This window comes from Sinorhizobium sp. CCBAU 05631, assembly GCF_002288505.1.
Classification (GTDB): Bacteria; Pseudomonadota; Alphaproteobacteria; order Rhizobiales; family Rhizobiaceae; genus Sinorhizobium; species Sinorhizobium fredii_C.
Map to the genome: position 1 here is coordinate 3670504 of NZ_CP023063.1, position 23263 is coordinate 3693766.

Sequence of the window (23263 nt, forward strand, 5' to 3'; positions counted from 1 at the left end):
TGCTGCATGTATCCATAAATCGAGGTCGATCTAAGGACACATGCAGTAGGCAGCTGCCAGCGGACGGCGAATCGGCTAGAAAGGCCTCATGTTTCCCTCCTTCAAGCGCCGCCGCGGCAGTGAAACGCGCCCCGATATCACGCGTGACATCGAGGTGGCCGGCAAGCGTCTTCCCTTGACCATCCGCCAGAACGCACGCGCGACACGGATGACCTTGCGCATCGAGCCCGGCGGGCGCGCCCTGAAACTCACCGTTCCCGAAGGTCTGCCGGAGCGCGAGGTCAGCGCATTTCTCAGCCGCCATCAGGGCTGGCTGATGACCAAACTCGCGCGCTTCTCCGGCGAAAGCGAGCTCAAAGACGGCGGAACCATCTTCATCCGCGGCGTCGCCCATCGCATCGAGAGGACCGGCCGGATTCGCGGCCTTACAGAGCCCGTCATCGTCGACGATGAGGCGGTGTTGCGGGTCGGCGGCGCGGAGGAGCACCTGCGCCGGCGGATTGCCGACTACCTGAAGAAGGAGGCGCGCCTCGAATTGGAGCGCCTCGTCGCCGTCTATGCCGGCCGAATCGGCCGCCGCGTCCGCTCGTTGAGCCTCAAGGACACCCGCAGCCGCTGGGGCTCCTGCTCCGCCGAAGGTGACTTGAGCTTTTCCTGGCGCATTGCCATGGCGCCGCCGAAGGTGATCGCCTATCTCGCCGCCCACGAGGTCGCCCATCTTGAGGAGATGAACCACGGCCCCGATTTCTGGGCGCTGTGCGAAAGGCTCTGCGCGGATACCAACGAGGCCAGGCGCTGGCTGAAGCGCAACGGCACCATGCTGCACTCCATCGATTTCGGCTAAGTTCACGGTTGAGTTTGGCCGATGGTGACGAGAGGGGGACTGGACGGTGCGGACAACCGCCGAAACTGAAGTCAGCCCGACTGAAAACGCCCGGCCAAAGTCTCTTAGGATGACGCGCTGCAGAGCAACGGTTTTGCTCGACTCGGACGGTATTTCGTGCAAGGTCGCTTGCCATGAAAACGGAAGTGAAAATATGTGGACTGAAGACCGCGGAGGCGGCGGAGCATGCCGTGGCGCTCGGGGCCACCCATATCGGCTTCATCTTCTTTCCCAAGAGTCCGCGCAACATCGAGCCTGACGACGCCGGCCGGGTGGCCGAACGCGTTCGCGGCCGCGCGAAGATCGTCGCCGTCACCGTGAATGCCGACAATGACGATCTCGACGAGATCGTGTCCGCGCTGAAGCCCGACATCCTGCAGCTTCACGGCTCCGAAGATCCGGACAGGGTTCTGACGATCAAGGCGATCTACGGCCTGCCGATCATGAAGGCGCTGTCGATCCGCGATGCCTCGGATCTCGAAAGGATCGATGCCTATGTCGGCATCGTCGATCGCTTCCTTCTCGATGCTAAGCCGCCGGCCGGGTCCGAACTACCCGGAGGCAATGGTGTCTCTTTCGACTGGAGGCTGCTCGACGCGCTTGACGGGAGCGTCGATTACATGCTTTCCGGTGGACTGAATGCGGAAAATATCGGCGAGGCTCTTGCGCTGACCGGCGCCAGCGCCGTCGATATATCCTCCGGGGTGGAGAGCGCCCCGGGTGTCAAGGATTTGAAGCTCATGGATGCATTTTTCGGCGGTGTCCGACGCGCCGAAGCCGTAGTGCCACGATCAGGGAGCAGGACGTGAATCAGCCGCTAGAACCGAACTCCTTCAGGGCTGGACCGGACGAGGACGGCCGGTTCGGTATTTTCGGCGGCCGTTTCGTCGCCGAGACTCTGATGCCGCTGATCCTCGACCTCAAGGACGAGTGGAACAAGGCCAAGAACGACGCGGCCTTCAAGGCCGAGCTCGATAGGCTCGGTGCTCACTATATCGGCCGGCCGAGCCCGCTCTATTTCGCCGAGCGCCTGACGGCTGAGCTCGGCGGCGCCAAGATCTATTTCAAGCGCGAGGAGCTGAACCACACCGGCTCGCACAAGATCAACAATTGCATAGGCCAGATCCTGCTCGCCAAGCGAATGGGCAAGACCCGCATCATCGCCGAGACCGGTGCCGGCCAACACGGCGTCGCTTCGGCGACCGTCGCCGCCCGCTTCGGTCTTCCCTGCGTCGTCTACATGGGCGCCACCGACGTCGAGCGCCAGGCGCCGAACGTCTTTCGCATGAAGCTTCTCGGTGCCGAGGTGAAGCCCGTGACCGCCGGCAACGGCACGCTGAAGGACGCCATGAACGAGGCGCTGCGCGACTGGGTGACGAATGTCGACAGCACCTATTACCTGATCGGCACGGCCGCCGGCCCGCATCCCTATCCGGAGATGGTCCGCGACTTCCAGGCGGTCATCGGCCAGGAGGCGAAAGAGCAGATTCTTGCCGCCGAAGGCCGCTTGCCGGACCTCGTCATTGCGGCGGTCGGCGGCGGCTCGAACGCGATCGGCATCTTCCATCCCTTCCTCGATGACGAGGATGTTCGGATCGTCGGCGTCGAAGCGGGCGGCAAGGGACTTGATGGCGACGAGCACTGCGCCTCGATCACCGCCGGCTCGCCGGGCGTGCTGCACGGCAACCGCACCTATCTGCTGCAGGACGGCGACGGCCAGATCAAGGAAGGCCACTCCATCTCGGCGGGCCTCGATTATCCCGGCATCGGTCCGGAGCATGCCTGGCTCAACGATATCGGCCGGGTCGAATATGTGCCGATCATGGATCATGAAGCGCTCGAAGCCTTCCAGACGCTGACGCGGCTCGAAGGCATCATTCCGGCGCTCGAGCCATCGCATGCGCTGGCCGAGGTCATCAAGCGGGCGCCGACAATGGGCAAGGACGAGATCATCCTGATGAATCTCTCCGGTCGCGGCGACAAGGACATCTTCACCGTCGGCAAAATTCTGGGAATGGGGCAGTAACGAGTATGACCGCACGCATGGAGCAGAGGTTCGCCGACGTCGCGGCGGAAGGTCGCCCGGTCCTTGTCACCTATTTCATGGGCGGCGATCCCGATTTCGAAACGTCGCTGGCGATCATGCAGGCGCTGCCGAAGGCGGGCGCCGACGTGATCGAACTCGGCGTGCCCTTTTCCGATCCGATGGCCGACGGCCCGGCGATCCAGCTTGCTGGCCAGCGCGCGCTTAAAGCCGGGCAGACGCTTGCCAAGACGCTCGACCTCGCCCGCCGCTTCCGGACTGAGGATCAGCGCACCCCGATCGTGCTGATGGGCTATTACAATCCGATCTACATCTACGGCGTCGAGCGCTTCCTGGATGACGCCGTCGAGGCGGGTGTCGACGGGCTGATCGTCGTCGATCTGCCGCCGGAAATGGACGACGAGCTCTGCACCCCGGCGCTGAAGAAGGGCATCAGCTTCATCCGTCTGGCGACGCCAACGACCGACGACCGCCGTCTGCCCAAGGTTCTCGAAAACACCTCCGGTTTTGTCTATTACGTCTCGATGACCGGCATCACCGGTTCCTCTCTGCCGGATCCGTCGCTGATTGCCGGCGCGGTGGCGCGGATCAAGTCGCATACGAAGCTGCCCGTCTGCGTCGGCTTCGGCGTCAAGACCGCCGAGCATGCGCGGGTGATCGGCGCTTCCGCCGATGGTGTCGTGGTGGGGACCGCGATCGTCAACCAGATCGCCTCGAGCCTGACGGAAAGCGGTCAGGCTACCGACGCGACGGTGCCGGGTGTGGAAGCTTTGGTTCGAGGGCTTTCGGCCGGGGTGCGGGCGGCGCGCCTTGCGGCAGCCGAATAATCGCCCATATTGGCGCGCAGAAGCCGAAGGACATCTTCAGGAGTCTACTTAAGTGAACTGGATCACAAACTACGTTCGGCCGAAGATCAATTCGATGCTCGGCCGCAGGGAAGTTCCGGAGAACCTCTGGATCAAGTGCCCTGAAACCGGCGAGATGGTGTTCCATCGCGATCTCGAAGAGAACAAGTGGGTCATCCCGCAGTCTGGCCATCACATGAAGATGCCGGCAAAGGCCCGGCTGAAGGATCTCTTCGATGGCGGAATCTACGAAACCCTGCCGCAGCCGAAGGTGGCGCAGGATCCGCTGAAGTTCCGCGATTCGAAGAAATATCTCGACCGCCTGCGCGACAGCCGGGCCAAGACCGAGCTCGAGGACACGATCGTCGCCGGCCTCGGCCTCGTCCAGGGCGTCAAGCTGGTCGCCGTCGTCCATGAGTTCAACTTCATCGGCGGTTCGCTCGGTATGGCGGCCGGCGAGGCGATCATCAGGGCCTTCGAGAAGGCGATTGCCGAGAAGTGCCCGCTGGTGATGTTCCCGGCTTCCGGCGGCGCCCGCATGCAGGAAGGCATCCTGTCGCTGATGCAGCTTCCGCGCACCACGGTTGCGGTCAATCTGCTGAAGGAAGCGGGCCTACCCTATATCGTCGTGCTGACCAACCCCACCACCGGCGGTGTCACGGCATCCTATGCGATGCTGGGCGACATCCACCTGGCCGAACCGGGTGCGGAGATCGGCTTTGCCGGCAAGCGGGTGATCGAGCAGACGCTCCGCGAAAAGCTCCCGGATGGCTTCCAGACCTCGGAGTACCTCCTGGAGCACGGCATGGTCGATATGGTCGTCAAGCGCCACGACCTGCCGGCGACGCTTTCGCGCCTGCTGAAGATCCTGATGAAGAAGCCGGCGGAGGCCGCAAGGCGCGAGAGCGGCTCCCAGGTTTCGCCCTTGCCGCTCGCAGCCCGGGCCTAGGCCGCCGCACCAGCTCTTATTTGATTCTCTAGACTTGTGCGCCTTTCCGGGGCGCGCAAACGTTGCTGTAAATGTTTTGATTCGCTGCAATTCCGTTTAGGAATCATCTGGCAGCGTCAATTTTTTGAGGCAAGAACATGGCGGCGGCACAGGTCAGCGAGGCGGCGCAGGAGATTGAAAAACTTCTGGCTCTGCATCCCAAGGGATTCGACCTGTCGCTCGACAGAATCACGCGGCTGCTGGCCGCGCTTGGCAACCCGCAGGACCGCCTGCCGCCGATCATCCACGTCGCCGGCACCAACGGCAAAGGCTCCGTCACCGCGTTTTCGCGGGCGATCCTCGAGGCTGCAGGCCTCAGCGTCCATGTGCACACGTCGCCGCATCTGGTGAACTGGCACGAGAGATATCGGCTCGGCGTCAAGGGCGGCAAGGGTGCGCTCGTCAGCGACCCGGTGCTGGCCGATGCTGTCCGGCGCGTGGCGGAAGCCAATGCCGGCCAGAAGATCACCGTCTTCGAGATCCTGACGGCCGTCACCTTCTTGCTTTTCGCGGAGCATCCGGCCGATGTCGCGGTCATCGAGGTCGGCCTCGGCGGCCGCTTCGACGCGACGAATGTCATTGCCCGGCCGGCGGTCTCTGTCATCATGCCGATCTCGCTCGATCACCAGGCCTATCTCGGCGACCGGGTGGAACTGATCGCCGCCGAGAAGGCCGGAATCATGAAGCGCGGCTGCCCGGTGGTGATCGGCCATCAGGAAGAAGACGGCGTGCGCGAGGTGCTGGTCGAAACGGCCGAGCGGCTCGGCTCCCCGATGTCCGTCTACGGCCAAGATTTCATGGCGCATGAGGAATTCGGCAGGCTGATCTTTCAGGACGAGAACGGCCTTGCCGACCTGCCGCTGCCCCGCCTGCCGGGCCGGCATCAATATGCCAATGCGGCGGCGGCGATCCGCGCCGTCCGGGCGGCCGGTTTCGACGTGCCGGAGGCGGCGATCGAGAAGGGCCTGGCCGGGGTCGAATGGCCGGGCCGGCTGCAGCGTCTTGCCGGCGGCAAGCTCTCACACTACGGGCCGCCGGCCGCCGAAATCTGGGTCGACGGCGGCCACAATCCCGGCGCCGGCCAGGTGATCGCCGAAGCCATGGCGACCTTCGAGGAGCGCGATCCGCGGCCGTTGTTCTTGATCATCGGCATGATCAACACCAAGGATCCCGTCGGCTACTTCAAGGCCTTCCTCGATCTCGCCGAACAGGTCTTCACCGTTCCGATCCACGGCTCGGATGCGGGGCTTGACCCGGTGGCGCTGGCCGCCGATGCGGCCTCAGCCGGTCTCGAGGTAAACGCCGCATCATCGGTCGCCGAAGCACTCGGGCTCATCGCCGAGCTCACCGAAGAGGACCCCGTGCCGCCGCGCATCCTGATCGGCGGTTCGCTCTACCTCGTCGGCGACGTGCTTTCGGAGAATGGCACGCCGCCGCGGTAATCGTCAGACTGCATTCGCCCCTCATCCCGCTGCCGCGACCTTCTCCCCGTTTTTGACGGGGAGAAGGGTTTTTGCCGCGCGCTCTCCGTCCCCTCGCCCCGCCTGCGGGGAGAGGGTTTGGGTGAGGGGCGATTGAAGGCGGTGCGTGTCGTCAGAAGGCAAGTAGAAAGCCCGGACATAGCCGGGCTTTTCATTATCAATCGTCAATCAATTCGCGGCTTAGACCGCGTTGGAAATCCACGAGCTGAGCGCGGTCTTCGGCGCGGCGCCGACCTTGATGTCGGCGACTTCGCCAGCCTTGAACATGGCGAGCGTCGGGATCGAGCGGACCCCGTATTGAGCGGCCAGTTCCGGGTTTTCATCGATATTGAGCTTGGCGACCTTGACCTTGCCGGCGAGTTCGGTGGCGATCTCTTCGAGGCTGGGGGCAATCATTTTGCACGGACCGCACCATTCGGCCCAGAAGTCGACGACGACCGGCTCGGCGGAATTCAGCACTTCTTTTTGAAAATTGGACGCATCGACTTTCACAGTTGCCATCGGCTGCTCCTTCGGAATGGCATTGTCCAGATATTGTGCCTCATGTGAGGCCTCGCCGCTGGATTTTCAATATCGTGTATCTCACTTTGTCGCGAGCTCTTCAAGGCTCCCGTCCAGCATTGGGTCGGGAAGCACCCACACGGCCGGGCCTTCGGTGAAGATCAGCACGCAACGGAATTGCTTGCCGGGATAGAGCGGCCTCAAGAGTTCGCGGTAGATTGCGAGCTGCCGCCGGTAGACGGTCGGAATTTCGGCGACCGAGGCCGGCACTTGGCGATTGGTCTTGTAATCGGCGATCGTCACGGTGTCGCCGGCAACCGCCAGGCGGTCGAGCCGGCCGGATACGGCGAATTCCTGACTGCCGAGCTTGAGCGTTCCCATGACGGAGACTTCTGCGCGGCTCTGTTCGCCGAAGAGCGGCTGCAAATCCGGATGCTCGAGCACCTCCATCACGGCACGGCTAAGTGCCTGCCGCTCCGTCTCCGGCCAGCGTGGCACGGCCCGGCTGAGGTAACGCTCCGCCGCGTCCCGGCGCTCGGCGCCGTCGATCGTCGGCAGCACCTGCAGCAGCCGATGCAGGATCGCACCGCGCAGCATCGAGAACTTCGGCGCTGTCTGTGCCGCAAAGAGAGCCGAGCCGACGATCGTCTCTTGCTCCGGATCGTCGATCGCCACGCTCGTTCCCGAAGGGGCGAGCGGTCGCGGCAGCCGGCGCTGCGGCGGCAAGGGGGTGAAGAGTGCCCGCGGCAGGCTGGATGCCGTCGCCGGAGGCTTGCTCTCCGAGTCCTCGCGTACCGGGACGGCGACCGGCACACGCGCTTCGCGCCAGGCATGGCCCGTCCATTCCTCGCCGCCGGCTGAAAAGACCATCGGCGTCGCCCGGCCCTTCGGATCATGCGCTAATGTGCCTTGAACCATCGCATGCCAGGTATCGAGGTTCTGCCGCTGGCCGCGATAGCCGCAGACGATCAGCCGGTCCGCCGCGCGCGTCATGCCGACATAGAGGAGGCGGCGATATTCTTCCTCGGCCAGGCGCTTCAGCCGCTCGTTGTCGGCGGCGATCAGCGAATTCGACGCCGAGCCGGGAGCGCGCCAGACGGGCACCCCGAGCATCGAGCCGTCCGCCTGGGGCTTCTCCAGGAAGCGGAGGTCCGAGACCTGCTGACGGACGAATGCTTCGCCGCCGCCGTCGACCAGAAAGACGACCGGTGCCTCGAGGCCCTTGGCGGCGTGCACGGTCATGACGCGAACCTCGTCGCGTTCCTTGTCCTGCTCGCGCTTGACCGTCGGCGCCTCGATCTCGAGCGTCGAGACGAAGGCCTGCAGGCCGGGCAGCCCGCTCCGCTCATGGTCGAGCGCAAAGGTCAGGAATTCGTCGAGGATATCGCTTACCTCGCTGCCAAGCCGCGCCAGGAAGGCGCGCCGGCCGCCATTGGCGCCGAGCACGCGGGCATAGAAGTCGTGCGGCAGCAGGTTGCGGGCAAGCTCGCCATAGCCGGCGAGCATCCGCACGACCCGATGATATCGGCTTGATTCCTCGGCGCCGAGCTGTTGCAGCCGTCGCCAGAGACTTTCGCCCTCGGCCCGGCGTGCCGCGAGTTCGAAGACATCGTCCTCGCCGAGATCGACGAGCGGGCTCTTCAGCAGCGCCGCGAGCGACAGATCGTCCTCGGGCAGCAGCACGAAACGGCCGAGCGCCAGGAGATCCTGGATGGCGATATGGTTGGTGAGCACGAGCCGGTCGGCGCCTGCGACCGGAATATTGCCGCGGCGCTTGAGTGCACGCGTCAGGGCATTGACGAAGGCGTCGCGCTTGCGCACCAGCACGATGACGTCGCCGGGTCGCATCGGGCGTCGGGCGCCCTTTTCGATCACCGTCTCCTTGCCGATCCAGTCCTCGAGCACGGCCGCGATGCGCCGGGCAAGAATGTTCACCGGAGCCCGCTCCGGCGTCGCATCGAAGGGCGCCGTCCAATCCTCTTCGGAGCTCACCGGCTCGGGCGCGATGATGTCCCAGATGTCGACGGCGCCGGGGTGTCCGATCCGGTTCGAGGCGTGCACGATCGCCTCGCTGCGGGCGCTCAAGCCCTTCGCATTGCCCGGATTGGCAAAGACCGTGTCGACGGCGGAAAGCACGTCGACCGTCGAACGGAAGGAGAGCTGCAGCCGGATGGGGCTGAAATACTTGCTTCCGGCGCGCACCCGCCGTTCGGTCTGGATGCTTTCGCGCGAGAATCGCTCGGGACGCGCGCCCTGGAAGGAGTAGATCGACTGCTTTTCGTCCCCGACCGCAAAGATCGTCCGCTCGTTGGCGCGCGCTGTTTCGCCGGCGAAGAAATCGGCGGCGAGCGCCTGGATGATTGTCCATTGGGCGGGGCTCGTGTCCTGGGCCTCGTCGATGAGAATGTGGTCGATGCCCTGGTCGAGCTTGTAATGGACCCAGGCGCCGACATCGCTGCGAGAAAGCAGCGCAGCCGTGCGGTTGATCAGGTCCTCGAAATCGAGTTGGCTGCGCCGCTTCTTGAGGTCTTCGTAGTCCCTGTTGAGCCGTTCGGCGAGGATCAGCGCCGCGCGCGTCGCCTCGTACATCCGGACGATGCTGAGCCGGTCGGCGCAGGTTGTGATGTGCTTGCGCGCCTCTTCGATGAGCGGCGCCAGTTCAGGCGCCTGCGCCAGCATTGCCTTGTTGAAGAAGGCCGAATCCGCCTTCGGCTTGCCGCCGCCGTTGAAAAACACGCCGAGAAGCCCGGCAAAGCGCTCCTCCGCATCGGCGGCCTCGCGGGCCGCCTTCAAGCCCTCTGCGATCTCCCCGGGTTTCACTCCGCCAAGGCTCAGCGCGAGCTCGATATAGCGCTGAAGCGCCGCGCCGTTGAGGCCGGCAAGCGGCCAGGCTCCGGCCATCACGCTCGCGGCCGTCTCCCCCGACGCAAGACCGAGCGCGGCTCGCAGGTGCTTCTCCCGCCCGCCTTTTACGGCGGCGCTATCGAGAAAGGCCTGGATCGCCGCGCGGTTCGCCACGATCGCCTCCAACAGCTTTTCAAGGCCGGTATCGTCGGCGAGGTCGAGGACGGTGGCGAAGGCATCTGCAAGCTCGCTCTCGTCCTCGGCGGCGGTGGCCGTCAGCAGGGCGCGGCGCGCATCGGAAAGCAGCACCGCCGCGGCCCGATCGTCGAGGACGGAAAAGTGTCCCGCCACGTTCGCCTCGAGTGGAAACTGATGGAGCAGCGCTTCCGAGAAGGCGTGAATCGTCTGGATCTTCAACCCGCCCGGCGTTTCGAGCGCCTTGGCAAAGAGCCGCCGCGCCTCCTCAATCTTGGCGAGGGAGGGTCGCGTGCCCTCGATCGTCTCTATGCGCTTTTCCAGAGCGGCATCATCGAGCGTCGCCCATTCGGCGAGACGCTCGAAGATGCGGTTCGACATCTCCGAGGCGGCTGCCTTCGTATAGGTCAGGCAGAGAATGGCGGAAGGGCGGCAGCCGGAAAGCAGCAGCCGAATGACGCGCTGCGTCAGCACATGCGTCTTGCCCGAGCCGGCATTGGCCGAAACCCAGGCCGAGCGCGCCGGATCCGAGGCAAGCGATTGCCGCTCGGTGGTCCAGTCGAGCCACGCCTTGGGCGTCCTCTCCTCCGGGCCGAAAGCCTCATTCCTCATCGTCGTCCTCGCCGTCAGCGGTCGCCCATTCGGCGACGCGCGCCAGGTGATCGTATTCGCCGCCATAGTCCCGTTCCTTCTGGACGATCAGGCGGGAGGCGAAACCGTAGCGGCCGCTGGTCAGCGCCGCGAGCAGCTTCCTGAGTTCGGAAAGCGCTTCTTCCGCCAGCTGCTCGGCGGTCTTGGTCTCCCTCGACTTGCTGTTCTCGTTGTTGACCGTATCGACGGCAAAGCGGCTGCCAGGCTTCAGGCGGACATAGCGCAGCGAATCCGGCCGCGCCGGTCCGATGGTCGCAAAAGCACCCGCCTTGAGGGCGGCCGCTTCGAGGGAGAGCTGCGGGTCGAGCAGGGCCCGTGCCTCCTTCGCTGAAGGGCTGGAGCCGGTCTTGTAGTCGATGATGTCGACGGTGCCGTTGGCCAGCCGGTCGAGGCGGTCGGCTATGCCGGTCAGCCTGATATCCGAGATGCCGATCTCCATGGCTGCGGGGACTTCCGTGAAAGACCTGACGATGCCGGTCCGGCGCTCCCGCTCCCAGGAAAGAAACGCCCTTGCGACCGCTTCGAAGCGCGGTCGCCAGATCGTGTCGATGTGCGTCGGCAGGTTCTCCTCGTCGAAGGCCTCGCGGATCAGCCGCGCCATTGCCGCCTGCCCCTCGCTAGAGGCGGGATCGAAGCCACCTTTGACGAAGCGGTCGACGATGCGGTGGTAAAGCAGGCCGCGTTCGACAGCACTCGGATCGCGATTGAAGGGGTCGATCGGCTCCAGCCGCAAGATGCGGCGCGCATAGATGGAATAGGGGTCGCGGCGCAGCTTGGTCACTTCGCTGAAGGAATATTTGCGCGGCTGCATGTCGGCCGGCGGCTTCGGCTGCGGCCGCTCGCTGAGTGGTTGGCGCTCGCCGTCGTCGAGGATGCGCATCCAGTGAAGATAGCTCGCGCCATTCGCCTTGAGCTGCTCGGTCAACGTTTTGCCGCCGAGCGCCTGCAGCCGCTGCAGCCAGCGCGAGGCGACCGTCGGCGCCGAGCCCTGGCGCATGGAGCGGGAAAGGATGAGGCGGCGCGTTCCGCAGGCCATCTGGAAGTCATGGGCGAGCTGGCCGATGCGCCGCTCTGGCGGTTCGAGGCCGATACCCGATTTCATTGTCCGAGACAGGAAAGGGTCGTTCGAGGTCTGCGCCGGCCAGGTGCCTTCGTTCATCCCGCCGAGCACCACGAGATCGACGCTCTGCAGACGCGATTCAAGAGCGCCGAAGATGAAGACGCGCGGGTGCCGCATGGATCGAGGTTTCACCGCTTCGCTGGCGGCAAGCGCCTCGACGATGTCGCACCATTGCCGCCCGTCGGCCTCCATCTGCCCGTCGGTCTCGATGATGCCGCGCAGAAGCGTCGCCAATGCTTCGCCGGCTTCCGAACCCCAGAGCCCGCCGAGGCTGCCGCGTTCGTCGATGGCGACGGCTTCCAGCGCGCGGCCCGTGCGCTCCGCCCAATCGGCGAGCGTCAGGGCTGTCGTGTGCTGGCGACCGCTTTCCGGGCTGCCGGAAATGGTACTCGTCAACGGCCCGACGGCCGCGGAAAGTCGTCGGGCGAGTGCCCGCGCGAGATCGACATCCTTCGGGTCGATGCCGCCGCGCCACGGCCTCGGGTGCCGCTCGGTGCGCTGCCGGGCGAGCGCCCTATCGATCCCGAGTTCGAGAGCGGAAATGTCGGATATGTCGGTGCCGCCGCGAAGCGCCACGAGCTCCAGCACGTCGGCGGCACGGCGTGCGACTTCCGCCGTCTGTCCGAGCCGGGCGAGCGGATGCTTGAGCAGCGCGACCAAAGCCACCGGATCGTCGGGCCTGAGGGTCGCCTCCAGCAGCAGCCGGGTAATCCCACCCGCCGCCGTTGCCGAGAGCGGAACGCCGGCGGAATCATCGGCTTCGATGCCGAAGCGGGCGAGCTCGGCGCCCACCCGCCGCGCAAGGCCGCGATCGGGCGTGATCAGCGCTGCCTGGCTCTCCTCGTCGCCTTCGAGTGCCAGCCTCAGCGCAATGGCAATCGCGGTCGCCTCCTCGCGCTCGTTCGCCGCTTCGATCAGCGCCACGTCCGCGAAGGCCGCGGAGAGCGTCTCCGGCTCGAAGGTCTCGCGGGCCTCAGTCCAGCCGTCGGTGGCCTCGGCCGGCAGCAGCGCCCGCGACACGACCAGGGCGCGATCGCCGAGATCGTCGTCGAGCGATCCCAGCACCGGCACGTCGCGACGATCGATACGCACGCGTTTCAGCAGGCGGTGCAACCCGTATTGCGGATGCGTGCGGCTTGCCGGACCCCTTGGGCCACGTTCGGCTTCCTTGCCAATCAACTCCCATTCCGTGTCGCTCATCATGAGGTCCAGGCCGGGGAGCACGATCGTGCCGTTCGGCAGCGCCTTCACTGCGGCGATCAGCGCTGCCGTCGCCGGAATCGAGCCCGTCGAGCCGGCGATGATGATCGGTCCGCTTGCCTTGCCGGCGGCGATCCGCTGCGTTTCGGGCCTGAGCATAGCGTTGCGATGGCGCGCCGGCGAGGAGTGCTTGAGCTCGTTGAGCCGTTCCGGCCAATAGGTCCGGGCGATCTTCAGGAAGGCAAGCGTCAATTGCCACCAGAGCGCATGTTCGCCAGCATCGAGCCCGTCGAGCGCCTCCCAGTCGAGCTCCTCCGTCTCGATCGCATCGATGAGTTCGGCGAGATTGCGCGCCAGCCAGATGGCGTCGGCCGGGCTTGCCGGTGCGATCAGCGGACTTTCGGCATGGATGTCGAGGACCACCTGCGGTAGGCGGTTGCGCCAGGCGAGAATGAGGCGGCCGAGCTCGATCAGCCGCGCCGTGCCGGAAAGCGGCGGCGCAAGATCGAGGATCGCCGGCATCTCGGCGTCGAAGAAGCCGCTGTCGTCGTCCGTCTCGCCGAGGGGCCGGATCACCGGCAGGATCGCCGAGCGGCCGCCGAGCAGATCGACGAATTCCGAGCGCAGGACACGGGCCGCACGCCGCGTCGGCACGAAGATCGTCACGCCGGCGAGCGCCAGCGGATCGGCCGGTTCGTATCGGAAGTCCGGCGTCAGCACCCCGTCCAGGAGTTTTTCCGCCAGCGTCTTCAGGAAAGGCAGGCCGGTAGGAATCGTGAAGACGTTCGTGGTGGCGCCGGGCACCTTATCCTCCCGGTTCGAAGCGCCGGACCAACGCCTCCGCCTCGCCGATCGCCTCAGGCGTGCCGACGGTCAGCCACTGGCCATCGAGCATCAGGCCGAACAGCCGTTCCCTGGCGATCGCTCGGTCGAAATAGATGTTGAGATTGAATGCGTCGCTGGGCGCATCGGCGAAAAGCCGCGAGTCCATGGCGATCGCGCCGGCATATACGACCGGATTTTCCATGCCTTCTTCGTAGCGCTGCAGCCGCCCATCCTTCGAGAGCGAAAAATCCTTCTTGCCGTTGTGCCCGGTCGTGTCCTCGAGCCGCACGCAGAGCAGCGCCATGTCCATGCGCCCGGCGTCGAAGAACGTGGCGAGCCGCTGCAGGTTGCAGGGTTGCCCGGCCTTCTCGCCGACCCAGAAGAGATCGGCATTCATTACCAGTACGGGCCCGTCGTCGAGCAGCTTCAGACCCTTGGCAAGGCCGCCGCCGGAATTCATCAGCGCATCGCGCTCGTCGGAAATCAGGATGCGCGGTGTCTCGCGCCGGCTGAGATGGTCTTCCATCTTGTCGGCGAAGTGGTGGACGTTCACCGCCGCCCTGGTCACGCCGGCGACCGCGAGCAGGTCCAGAACATAGTCGATCATCGGCTTGCCGGCGATCCGGACGAGCGGCTTTGGCAGTGTGTCGGTGATTGGCCGCAGGCGGGTGCCCAGTCCGGCCGCAAGCACCATGGCATTGGTGATGGGCATGATTTCCTGTCAGTTGGCTGATTCGCTAGCCAGGATTCCAGCCTTAATGCACCAATCGCGCAAGGGTGTCAGCACTTCATGTGTCAGTGCATGCTGCAGATAGGTCAAGGTGCGCGGCATGTGCTTCAGATAGCCGGGCTTGCCGTCGCGCTCTTTCAGCCGCACCCAGATGCCGGCGAGCTTGCAATTGCGTTGCGCCGCCATGATGTGCCAGTCGCGCAGGAAGGAATCCTCGTCGAAGGCGCCGTGCAGCTTGCGTTCGGCCCTGTAGGCGCTAAGCAGCCGGTCGGCGAGTTCGGGACCGATCGTGACGCGCGCGTCCTGCACCAGCGAAGCGACGTCGTAGGACGTCGGCCCGATCATCGCATCCTGGAAATCGATAATGCCGATGCGATCGAGACCTTCGCGTTCCGGCCGCCACAGGATGTTGGGCGAATGGAAATCGCGCAGCAGCAGGTTTTTTTCGGCCGAGCCGAGACTGTCGATCAGCCGGTCCCAGATGGCGAAGTAGTCGTTCCGCTCGGCCTCGGAGGCAGGTAGTCCGCGTTTCCACGGCAGGTACCAGTCGATCAGGAGGCTCGTTTCGATCTTCATCGCCGTGCGATCGAAGTCCGGAACGTGGTGGACGATGCCGTTGGCGACCGCGATGTCGCGCTCGGCCGGGGCGACATGAAGGCGGGCAAGCAGCCGCGCGCCCTCCATGTACCGCTCTGCAACGGGCCGGCCTTCGGCGTCGAGAATCCCCTCCGAGCCCAGATCCTCTATAAGCAGCAAGCCCTGGTCGAGATCGCGCGCGTAGATTGCCGGTGCCGCAAAGCCACGCTTGCGCAACAGCGTCGAGATGGCGACGAAGGGAACGACGTCCTCGGCGATATGGGCGAGCTGCTGATAGTATTTGCCATCCTGGAGGATCGGGCCGGGCTTGTGCTTCGCCGCGTCCATCAGGATTTTCGCCGGCTCACCATCGGCCGTATGGATCCGCTCATAGGCCCGCACCGAGGCGTCGCCGCTCAGGTGCCGGCGCCTCGCGCCGGGATGGCCGACCTCTTTGAGAAAAGCCCGGATCGCGAGGGAGCGGGCAATCCGCTCGACGGCCGCCTCCGGCCCGGTGATGCGGACGCGACGCCCATCACCTTCATGCGTCAAGGCGAGCGTGATCCGGTTCGCCGGCAGCGCCTCCTCGGCCTTCTCCGGCCATTCGACCAGGCAGATGCCCTCTGAGAGCGCCTCGTCGAAGCCGAGCTCGTCGAGCTCGGAAGCGTCGGCGAGGCGATAGAGATCGAAATGGGCGACGGGAATACGCAGCTCATAGCTCTGAACGAGCGTAAAGGTCGGGCTCGGCACCTCGAGCGAAGCGTCGTCGGCCATTGCCCGGAGGAAGGCGCGTGCGAAGGTCGACTTCCCCGCGCCGAGATCGCCCGAAAGCCCGACGCAGTCGCCGGCCTTCAAGGCAAGTGCGAGGTCCTCGCCGAGCTCGATCGTCGCGGCCTCGTCCTGCAGCAGGCGTTCGAGTGACTTCATCTATTCCGCCGCGATGATCTTCGGCATGTCGGCGGAAGGAATGCGGCAGGTGACTTCCGTCCCCTCGCGTTCCTTGCTGCGGATCGAAACGGTGCCGTGATGCAGGCTGACGAAGCTTTCGACGATGGACAGGCCCAGTCCGGCGCCGCCGCGCTGGCCGTAGCTCTCGAAGCGGTTGAACACGGTGTTGAGCACGTCCTGCGGAATGCCCGGTCCGGTATCGGTGACGGAAAAGACGAAGTCGTTACCTTCGCGCCGGCATTGGAGGTCGATGGTGCTGCCTTCGGGCGCGAAATTGGCGGCGTTGGTCAGGAGCTTGATGAAGACCTGCTTCAGGCGCTGCTGGTCGGCCGTGATGCGGCCGAGATTGTCGGGGGCGTCGATCCTCAGCGACGCGCCGCTCTCGACGAGCCGTTCGGCCATCTGCTGTGCAACATCGTCGAGCAGGTCGATAAGGTTCACCTCGGACATGTCGAGCTCGACGATGCCGGCATCCACCGTCGCGAGGTCGAGGATGTCGTTGACAATCGTCAGCAACAGCGAGGAGGAGGTGGCGATATGGTCGACATATTCCGCTTGGCGCTCGTTGAGCTCGCCGAAAGCCGGCGTCTTCAACAGATCGGCAAAGCCGATGATGTTGGTCAGCGGCGAGCGCAGCTCGTAGGAGACGTGGTGGACGAAATCGTTCTTCAGCGCATCGGCCTTGCGCAGCGCCTCGTTCTTTTCCGTCAGCGCCCGCTCGACCCTGACGCTGTCGGTAATGTTGACGAAGGTCAGCATCGTCTGGGCATTGGGCAGCGGAATGACGGCATAGTCGAGGATCAGCCCGGTGCGCAGCTCGAGGACGCCGCGACTCGACGGCCGCTCGTCGTCGAAGCTGGTGATGATATGGGCGAAGCGCTTCCAGCCGTCCGGCTGCTCGTAGGAGGGAAGGCATGCCTGCTCGACGGCACGGATGTGGGTCCCGGGCTTGGCCTCCGCCTCGCTGATGCCCCAGATCGCTCGGAAGGCCGGGTTCGATAGCCGGATGCGCCCGTCGGGCCCGAACACGGCGACGCCTTCAGCAAGATGATCGATCGTTTCGCCCTGGACCTGGACCAGCGTGTTGTAGCGGGTTTCGAGATCGACCTTTTCCGTCAGGTTCTCGAAGACCCAGGTGGCGCCGCCCTGCGGCCGCGCAGTCGCGAAGACGCGGAGCGTCTGCCCGTTCGGCAGGTGCCAGAGGTCGGACTGCGTGTCGAGCGCCTGGTAGACCGAAAGTGCGTTCGCCTTCCACTGTTTCCAGTTCAGCGGCTCCGGCAGCTTGCCGCCGGCCCTCAGCCGGTCGAGCACTTCGCCATTGTCAGGCTTGCGTTCCAAGAAGCCCATGTCCAGCTCCCAGAGACGCTGGAAGGCCTGGTTGTAGAATTGCAGGCGCTGATTGCCGTCGAAGATCGCCACCGGCGTCGCCAGATGGTCGAGCGTTTCGGCGTGGCTCTTGAGCGTCCGCGCCAGTTCCTCGCGCACCGCCTCGATGCCGGAAACGTCGACGGCGATGCCCGCCGACCCGGCCGGGGTGCGGGCGTCGACCACATCGAAGAAGGTCCGGTTGCCCTTGACGACGGTCGAGACCTTGTCGCGATACGGGGTTTCGAAGGTCGAGACGGCGCGGATCTTTTCGCGCGCCGCCGTTGCGAGCAATTCACGCGCCTCGGCCGTCGCCGCCGCCGGGCTGCGCGCGTCGACCGCCTCGGCATAGGCCTCGTTGACCCATTCGAGCTTGCCGTCGGCGCCGCGCTGCCAGACCGGCAGGTCGATCGCATCGAGAAGCGTGCGGAATGTCGAGAGCGAGGCATGCAGCTGGTCGCGCTCGAGCTTCAGTTCGGCGAGCTCGGCCCTCAGATTGTTGAGCGCGACGAAGCGCACGAAGGCCCGTCCGCCGGAAACGCGGCCCTGTGCCTCCAGCACCTCGTTGCGCTGCGTCTCCAGCACCAGGTCGAAGCTTTGCGCCTGGGCACGCAAGGCTTCGATCGCCTTTTCCAGCTGGCCTGCCGACTGCGGCTTGATCCAGCGCCCGAAGGCGAGAAAATCGCGGTCGTCCTGCGGCGCGCCGGTCTCGAGCGGAAGCTGTCCGAGGAATTCCGGCCGCTCCGCCAGCCCGTCCCAGACGACGATTCGCCGGTTCTTGTCGGCAATGAGCGCCTGGAAGCGTGAAATCCGCTGGTTGGCGTCCGAAAGATCGGCGCGCAGGGCACGGTTCTCCGCTTCGATATTGCCGCGCTGGCGGATGAGCCAGATCGCAGAGAGCATCGCGGCGGAGATCACGCCGATCAGGACGGAGAAGGTCACCACTTCGGAGGTGCCGAAAATCGATCTGGCAACCGGAGCGGAAGCCTGGGCGGCCGCATCGGTCGCCGCGAGAAGCGTCGTGCCGGCGAGCAGCCGCCGAACCAGTGCGGAAGCCCTGCCGCCGAAAAATCTGGATTGTTCCGTCTTCATGGCGCCGACCCCGTTGATCCGCAAGGTGCCGCCGACCTTGCGTCGCCATGCCCGAAACCCTCGAAGAGGGTTTGCGTCCGTTCCGATTGCATCCCCGGTCTGTCTCCGTCTGTTTGCCGCTGTCCGACAAGACATCCCCGCCCGCAACGCCGTCAGCCCCTCCAGCGTCACGAATCAATGAGTTAAACAATACTTCTTTGAAGATTCGCCGGAAAGTGCAGCGCCCAAAAAAGCGGCCGCGATCTCTTGTCAAGATCGCGGCCACAAGATGTTGTGGATTGCCCGGGTAAGGATTAGTACCGGTAGTGTTCGGCCTTGAACGGGCCCTGCGGCTTCACGCCGATATAGTCGGCCTGCTCTTCCGAAAGCTCCGTCAGCCTTGCGCCGAGCTTGGCGAGATGCAGGCGCGCGACCTTTTCGTCGAGCTGCTTCGGCAGGATATAGACCTCGTTCTTGTAGTTGCCGCCCTTGGTGAAGAGCTCGATCTGCGCCAGCACCTGGTTGGAGAAGGAGGCCGACATCACGAAGGACGGATGGCCGGTGGCATTGCCGAGGTTCAGGAGGCGGCCTTCCGAAAGCAGGATCAGCCGGTTGCCCTTCGGGAACTCGATCAGGTCGACCTGCGGCTTGACGTTCGTCCACTTGAGGTTCCTGAGGGCGGAAACCTGGATCTCGTTGTCGAAGTGGCCGATATTGCCGACGATCGCCATGTCCTTCATCTCGCGCATATGCTCGATGCGGATGACGTCCTTGTTTCCGGTGGTGGTGATGAAGATGTCGGCGGTCGAGACGACGTCCTCGAGCTGCACCACTTCATAGCCGTCCATGGCGGCCTGCAATGCGCAGATCGGGTCGATTTCGGTGACCTTGACGCGGGCGCCGGCGCCCTGCAGCGAGGCGGCCGAGCCCTTGCCGACGTCGCCATAGCCGCACACCACGGCGACCTTGCCGGCCATCATCACGTCGGTGCCGCGGCGGATGCCGTCGACGAGCGATTCCTTGCAGCCGTATTTGTTGTCGAACTTCGACTTGGTGACGCTGTCGTTGACGTTGATCGCCGGGAAGGGCAGCAGGCCCTTGGCCTGGAGCTGGTAGAGGCGGTTGACACCGGTGGTCGTCTCTTCCGTCACGCCCTTGATGGCGTCGCGTTGCTTGGTGAACCAGCCCGGCGAGCCGGCAAGCCGCTTCTTGATCTGGGCGAAAAGGATTTCCTCCTCTTCCGAACCGGGGTTCGAAAGCACGTTCTCGCCGGCTTCGGCACGGGCGCCGAGCAGGATGTACATGGTGGCGTCGCCGCCATCGTCGAGGATCATGTTGGAGAAGCCGCCATCGGCCCACTGGAAGATCTTGTCCGTATAGGCCCAATATTCCTCGAGTGTCTCGCCCTTGACGGCAAAGACCGGAACGCCGCTTGCGGCGATCGCCGCTGCCGCGTGGTCCTGCGTCGAGAAGATGTTGCAGGAGGCCCAGCGGACTTCCGCGCCAAGCGCAACCAGTGTCTCGATCAGCACGGCCGTCTGGATTGTCATGTGCAGCGAGCCGGTGATGCGCGCGCCCTTCAGCGGCTTCGATGCGCCGAACTCCTCGCGGCAGGCCATCAGGCCCGGCATTTCCGTTTCGGCGATGTCAATTTCCTTGCGGCCGAAGCCGGCAAGCCCGATGTCGGCGACAATATAGTCCTGAGTGGCGGTCATGGAGTTCTCCAGGCTGGATCTCTTGGGCCGCGTCGGTCCCCACAGAGTCCGGCGGCAGACGATGCCTCCCTTGCACGCAATGCATCGGGAGAGTGCGCCCGGTCTATCAGGAATCGCCGGATAGGGCAACCGCCATATAAAGAGGTCTTTATATCTTTATATAATCGGGAAGGTGCGTGTCCGCGCCGCGGCAGCGGCTCACATTTCCTCGCCGAACTTGTCGCGCACCAGCGCGTCGAGGGCGTTGAGCGCCTCCTCGGCTTGGTTGCCGCTTGCGGTGACGAAGACCGTGCATCCGGTGCTGGCGGCCAGCATCATCAGCCCCATGATCGAAGTTCCGCCGACGGTCATGCCGTCCTTCGAGACCGTGATCTCGGCGTCGTAAGCCTCGACCGTCTGCACGAATTTCGCCGAGGCCCGTGCATGCAGGCCGCGCTTGTTGACGATCAGCAGTTCGCGCGTCAGCGCCGTTTCGGAGAGGTGGTCCATTATTTTCCGCTCAGGACCCGGCTGGCGACGTTGATGTATTTGCGGCCCGCCTCGGACGCCTCGACGAGGGCCTTGTCCATGTCGCTTTCGCCGCGGACGCCCGCGAGCTTGATCAGCATCGGCAGGTTGACGCCGGCGATCACTTCGACGATGCCGCTGCGCATCACGGAAATGGCGAGATTGGAGGGCGTGCCGCCGAACATGTCGGTCAGGATGATGACGCCGTTGCCTTCGTCGGCACTTTCGACAGCGTCGAGGATATCCTGACGCCGCTGGTCCATGTCGTCCTCGGGGCCGATGCACACCGTCTCGATAGCTCTTTGCGGACCGACGACATGCTCCAAAGCAAGCCGAAACTCATCCGCCAGCTTGCCATGAGTGACAAGCACAAGTCCGATCATGGGTATCTTTGCTCCAACTGCAGTGCAACTCGTCGATGGTCAGATATCGCAATGCAGCAATTTCGTCCACCTATTGGGGCGGCCATCTTGGCAAGGAAAAGCCGAAGTGCAAGCCAAAAATGCCGAAAAAGCAGTCGCCCTGCCTCCCTATAAGGCTAAAGGACTAATTTTTCAGGCAAGAGCGCCGCAAGGGCATCCATCGGCGAGAGCATGGCTTCAATCGGAGCGCGCAGCATCGGCAGGCTCCTTCCAATCTCCAGCTGCAGTTCCTCCTGTTCGGGCGGCAGGCGCGGATCGAAAGGCGCGCGCACCGGCAGGATCGCCCAGTCGAGCACGCAGGCGGAGAGGGTTTCGACCTCCGCTATGCCGCTGCCGCGGACCTCGATCAGGCCGCGGATCGCTGGCGGGCAGCGCGCCACGATCCGCCCGTTTGCGAGCGTCAGGTCCACCCTGTCGTCGGCGACGAGGGCCGCGAAGCGGCCGCGGCGCCTGACCTCGGAGATGCAGGCGAGCGCCAGGGCGGACTTTCCTGATCCGGAAGGGCCGGTGATGAGAAAGCCGGTCGTGCCGAGCACGATCGCGGTGCCGTGAATGTTGCAGGCCGGGCCGTTCACGCGTGCGGCTCGGCGGGAAGGGAAAGGATGAAGCGGGCGCCGGTTACCGCTCCACTTCTGTCGACGATGTTTTCCGCCTTGAGTGTGCCGCCATGCGCCTCGGCGATCTGGCGCGAAATGGACAGGCCAAGGCCGGAATTCTGGCCGAAATCCTCACCCTCCGGCCGGTCGGTATAGAAGCGCTCGAAAATCCGGTCGATGTCTTCCGCCTGGATGCCGGGGCCGTTGTCCTCGACATAGACGAGGCAGCGCGATCGCGAACGGGTGAGCCGCAAGACGATCCGGCCGTTTGGCTCCGGCACGAAGGAGCGGGCGTTCTCGATGAGATTGGTGATGATCTGTCCAATGCGCAGCTCATAGCCGCTGACGATGAAATTTGCCTTCGGATTGTCCTTGCGGTCGACGACCAGGTCGAAGAGCACGGGCTTCTTCTTGCCGCGGATCTGCCGGGAAATGTCGACCAGGTCGCCCAGCAGCGTTTCCAGGTCGATCTTCTTCGCGTCGCTGCGCGCCAGTTCGGCATCGAGCCGCGAAGCGTCGGAAATGTCGCTGATCAGCCGGTCGAGGCGCCGGACGTCGTGCTGGATGATATCGAGCAGCCGCTTTTTCGAGTCCTCGTTGCGCGCCAGCGGCAGGGTCTCGACGGCGCTCCGGAGCGAGGTGAGCGGATTCTTGAGCTCGTGGCTGACATCGGCGGCGAAGTTCTCGATCGCCGCGATACGATCGTAGAGTGCCGTCGTCATTTCCCGCAGCGCCACCGAGAGATTGCCAATCTCGTCCTGACGGGAGGAGAAGTCCGGGATTTCCTCGCGCTCCTTGGCGCCGCCGCGACGCACGCGTATGGCCGCGGCCGACAGTCTGCGCAAGGGATTGGCGATGGTCGATGACAGGAGCAGCGACAGAATGACGTTGACGAGCGCTGCGACGCCGAAGACGCGGATGATCGCCAGGCGTTCCGCATGGACGATCTTGTCGATGTCGCCCGCCTGGGTGGAGAGCAGCAGCACCCCGAGCACCGCGCGGAAGCGTTGCACCGGTACTGCCACGGACACGATCAGCTCGCCCTTTTCGGTAACGCGCACGACGGCGCCACGTACGCCGGTCAGCGCGTTCATCACCTCCGGATAGATGGAGCCGTTGCCGCCGGGCGGCTCCCTGTAGAGCGGCAGGTCGCCCGGCTGCAGCAGGCGGTTGAACCAGGTGCTGAACTTCTCCGAAAAGCTCGACGTCTCAGGATCGACCGGCGGCAGGTCGAAACGGAGCACCTGGCCGCCGCTATAGAGGTGGCGCGAATCGAGCAGAAGATCGGCGTCGGCATCGAACAGGCGGGCGCGCGTCCGCGTCGGCGAGATCAAGCGCCTGAGAACCGGCGCGACCCGCTCCTGGATGATCGGGAATTCCAGATCCTCGTCGCTCGGCAGCGGGGTGATGCTCTCGCCGGCCTGCAGTTCGAGCAGTTTCTGCGGATCGATGGTGATCGAGTTCGTGTCGACCGAGGCCGAGGCGGAGATGGCGCCGGCGATGATTTCGCCCTGGGTCAGCAGGCTTTCGACGCGGGCGTCGATCAAGCCCTCGCGGAACTGGTTCAGATACATGATGCCGCCGACCAGGACGACGAGTGCGACGAGGTTGAAGAAGACGATGCGCCGCGTCAGGCTGGAGAAGACCGCATTGCCGAACAGCCGCCGGATCAGCGTGAACGGATGCGCCCATCGACGCTTCCCGCGCAGCGCCGACGACCGCCCGTCCGAATCTTCGATCTCGCCCTGCAAGACTT

At 64.7% G+C, this 23263-nt stretch carries 17 protein-coding genes; 6 read left to right on the forward strand and 11 right to left on the reverse strand.

Translation table 11 applies throughout. From position 1 onward, the window contains the following. The first annotated feature begins 88 nt into the window (after window positions 1-88). The 6 genes from SS05631_RS17780 (at window position 89) to SS05631_RS17805 (ending at window position 6202) form a co-directional block, all read left to right on the forward strand. A complete protein-coding gene (locus SS05631_RS17780; RefSeq protein WP_037418501.1) occupies window positions 89-844 on the forward strand; it encodes a M48 family metallopeptidase in 756 nt (251 codons plus the stop codon). A 173-nt stretch (window positions 845-1017) separates the two neighbouring features. Further along, the gene (locus SS05631_RS17785) at window positions 1018-1692 is read left to right on the forward strand and encodes a phosphoribosylanthranilate isomerase (RefSeq protein WP_037418504.1); all 675 of its coding nucleotides are present in this window, start codon (window positions 1018-1020) and stop codon (window positions 1690-1692) included. Beyond that, a complete protein-coding gene (gene trpB / locus SS05631_RS17790) occupies window positions 1689-2909 on the forward strand; it encodes a tryptophan synthase subunit beta (protein ID WP_037418507.1) in 1221 nt (406 codons plus the stop codon). The genes SS05631_RS17785 and trpB overlap by 4 nt, the downstream gene beginning before the upstream one ends. 5 nt (window positions 2910-2914) lie before the next feature. Continuing rightward, window positions 2915-3754 carry a tryptophan synthase subunit alpha gene (gene trpA / locus SS05631_RS17795; RefSeq protein WP_037418509.1) on the forward strand — a complete coding sequence of 280 codons (840 nt, stop codon included), beginning with the start codon at window positions 2915-2917 and terminating at the stop codon, window positions 3752-3754. Between the two features lie 52 nt (window positions 3755-3806). Continuing rightward, window positions 3807-4721 carry an acetyl-CoA carboxylase, carboxyltransferase subunit beta gene (accD, locus tag SS05631_RS17800; protein WP_037418511.1) on the forward strand — a complete coding sequence of 305 codons (915 nt, stop codon included), beginning with the start codon at window positions 3807-3809 and terminating at the stop codon, window positions 4719-4721. A 137-nt stretch (window positions 4722-4858) separates the two neighbouring features. Further along, a complete protein-coding gene (locus tag SS05631_RS17805; RefSeq protein ID WP_037418513.1) occupies window positions 4859-6202 on the forward strand; it encodes a folylpolyglutamate synthase/dihydrofolate synthase family protein in 1344 nt (447 codons plus the stop codon). A gap of 219 nt (window positions 6203-6421) precedes the next feature. Here the strand turns inward: SS05631_RS17805 and trxA are convergent, their stop codons facing one another. From trxA to SS05631_RS17860, 11 genes are all read right to left on the reverse strand, one after another. Continuing rightward, window positions 6422-6742: a thioredoxin gene (trxA, locus tag SS05631_RS17810; RefSeq protein WP_018236119.1), complete on the reverse strand. Its 321-nt coding sequence runs from the start codon at window positions 6740-6742 to the stop codon at window positions 6422-6424. Window positions 6743-6823: 81 nt separating this feature from the next. Further along, window positions 6824-10393, reverse strand: coding sequence for a double-strand break repair helicase AddA (addA, locus tag SS05631_RS17815; protein ID WP_037418599.1), 3570 nt, complete (start codon window positions 10391-10393; stop codon window positions 6824-6826). After that, on the reverse strand, window positions 10383-13556 hold the full coding sequence (gene addB, locus SS05631_RS17820; protein WP_037418515.1) for a double-strand break repair protein AddB: 3174 nt from the start codon (window positions 13554-13556) through the stop codon (window positions 10383-10385). The genes addA and addB overlap by 11 nt, the downstream gene beginning before the upstream one ends. Window position 13557: 1 nt before the next feature. Then, on the reverse strand, window positions 13558-14289 hold the full coding sequence (locus SS05631_RS17825) for a nucleotidyltransferase family protein (protein ID WP_037418517.1): 732 nt from the start codon (window positions 14287-14289) through the stop codon (window positions 13558-13560). A 9-nt stretch (window positions 14290-14298) separates the two neighbouring features. Next, window positions 14299-15810 carry a tRNA (adenosine(37)-N6)-threonylcarbamoyltransferase complex ATPase subunit type 1 TsaE gene (tsaE, locus tag SS05631_RS17830; protein ID WP_037418520.1) on the reverse strand — a complete coding sequence of 504 codons (1512 nt, stop codon included), beginning with the start codon at window positions 15808-15810 and terminating at the stop codon, window positions 14299-14301. After that, window positions 15811-18288 (reverse strand): PAS domain-containing sensor histidine kinase, encoded by a 2478-nt coding sequence (locus tag SS05631_RS17835; protein ID WP_037418602.1) that lies wholly within the window; start codon window positions 18286-18288, stop codon window positions 15811-15813. A 293-nt stretch (window positions 18289-18581) separates the two neighbouring features. Further along, complete coding sequence (gene ahcY / locus SS05631_RS17840; protein WP_037418523.1) at window positions 18582-19982, reverse strand: adenosylhomocysteinase; 1401 nt, start codon at window positions 19980-19982, stop codon at window positions 18582-18584. Window positions 19983-20180: 198 nt separating this feature from the next. Further along, complete coding sequence (locus SS05631_RS17845; RefSeq protein WP_037418526.1) at window positions 20181-20471, reverse strand: HPr family phosphocarrier protein; 291 nt, start codon at window positions 20469-20471, stop codon at window positions 20181-20183. Continuing rightward, entirely contained in the window at window positions 20471-20872 is a 402-nt protein-coding gene (locus tag SS05631_RS17850) for a PTS sugar transporter subunit IIA (protein ID WP_037418529.1), read from the reverse strand. Before SS05631_RS17850 ends, SS05631_RS17845 begins: the two co-directional genes overlap by 1 nt. A 155-nt stretch (window positions 20873-21027) precedes the next feature. Further along, a complete protein-coding gene (locus tag SS05631_RS17855) occupies window positions 21028-21486 on the reverse strand; it encodes a serine kinase (protein WP_037418532.1) in 459 nt (152 codons plus the stop codon). Further along, window positions 21483-23216: a sensor histidine kinase gene (locus SS05631_RS17860; protein ID WP_234819770.1), complete on the reverse strand. Its 1734-nt coding sequence runs from the start codon at window positions 23214-23216 to the stop codon at window positions 21483-21485. The genes SS05631_RS17855 and SS05631_RS17860 overlap by 4 nt, the downstream gene beginning before the upstream one ends. Window positions 23217-23263 lie beyond the last annotated feature (47 nt).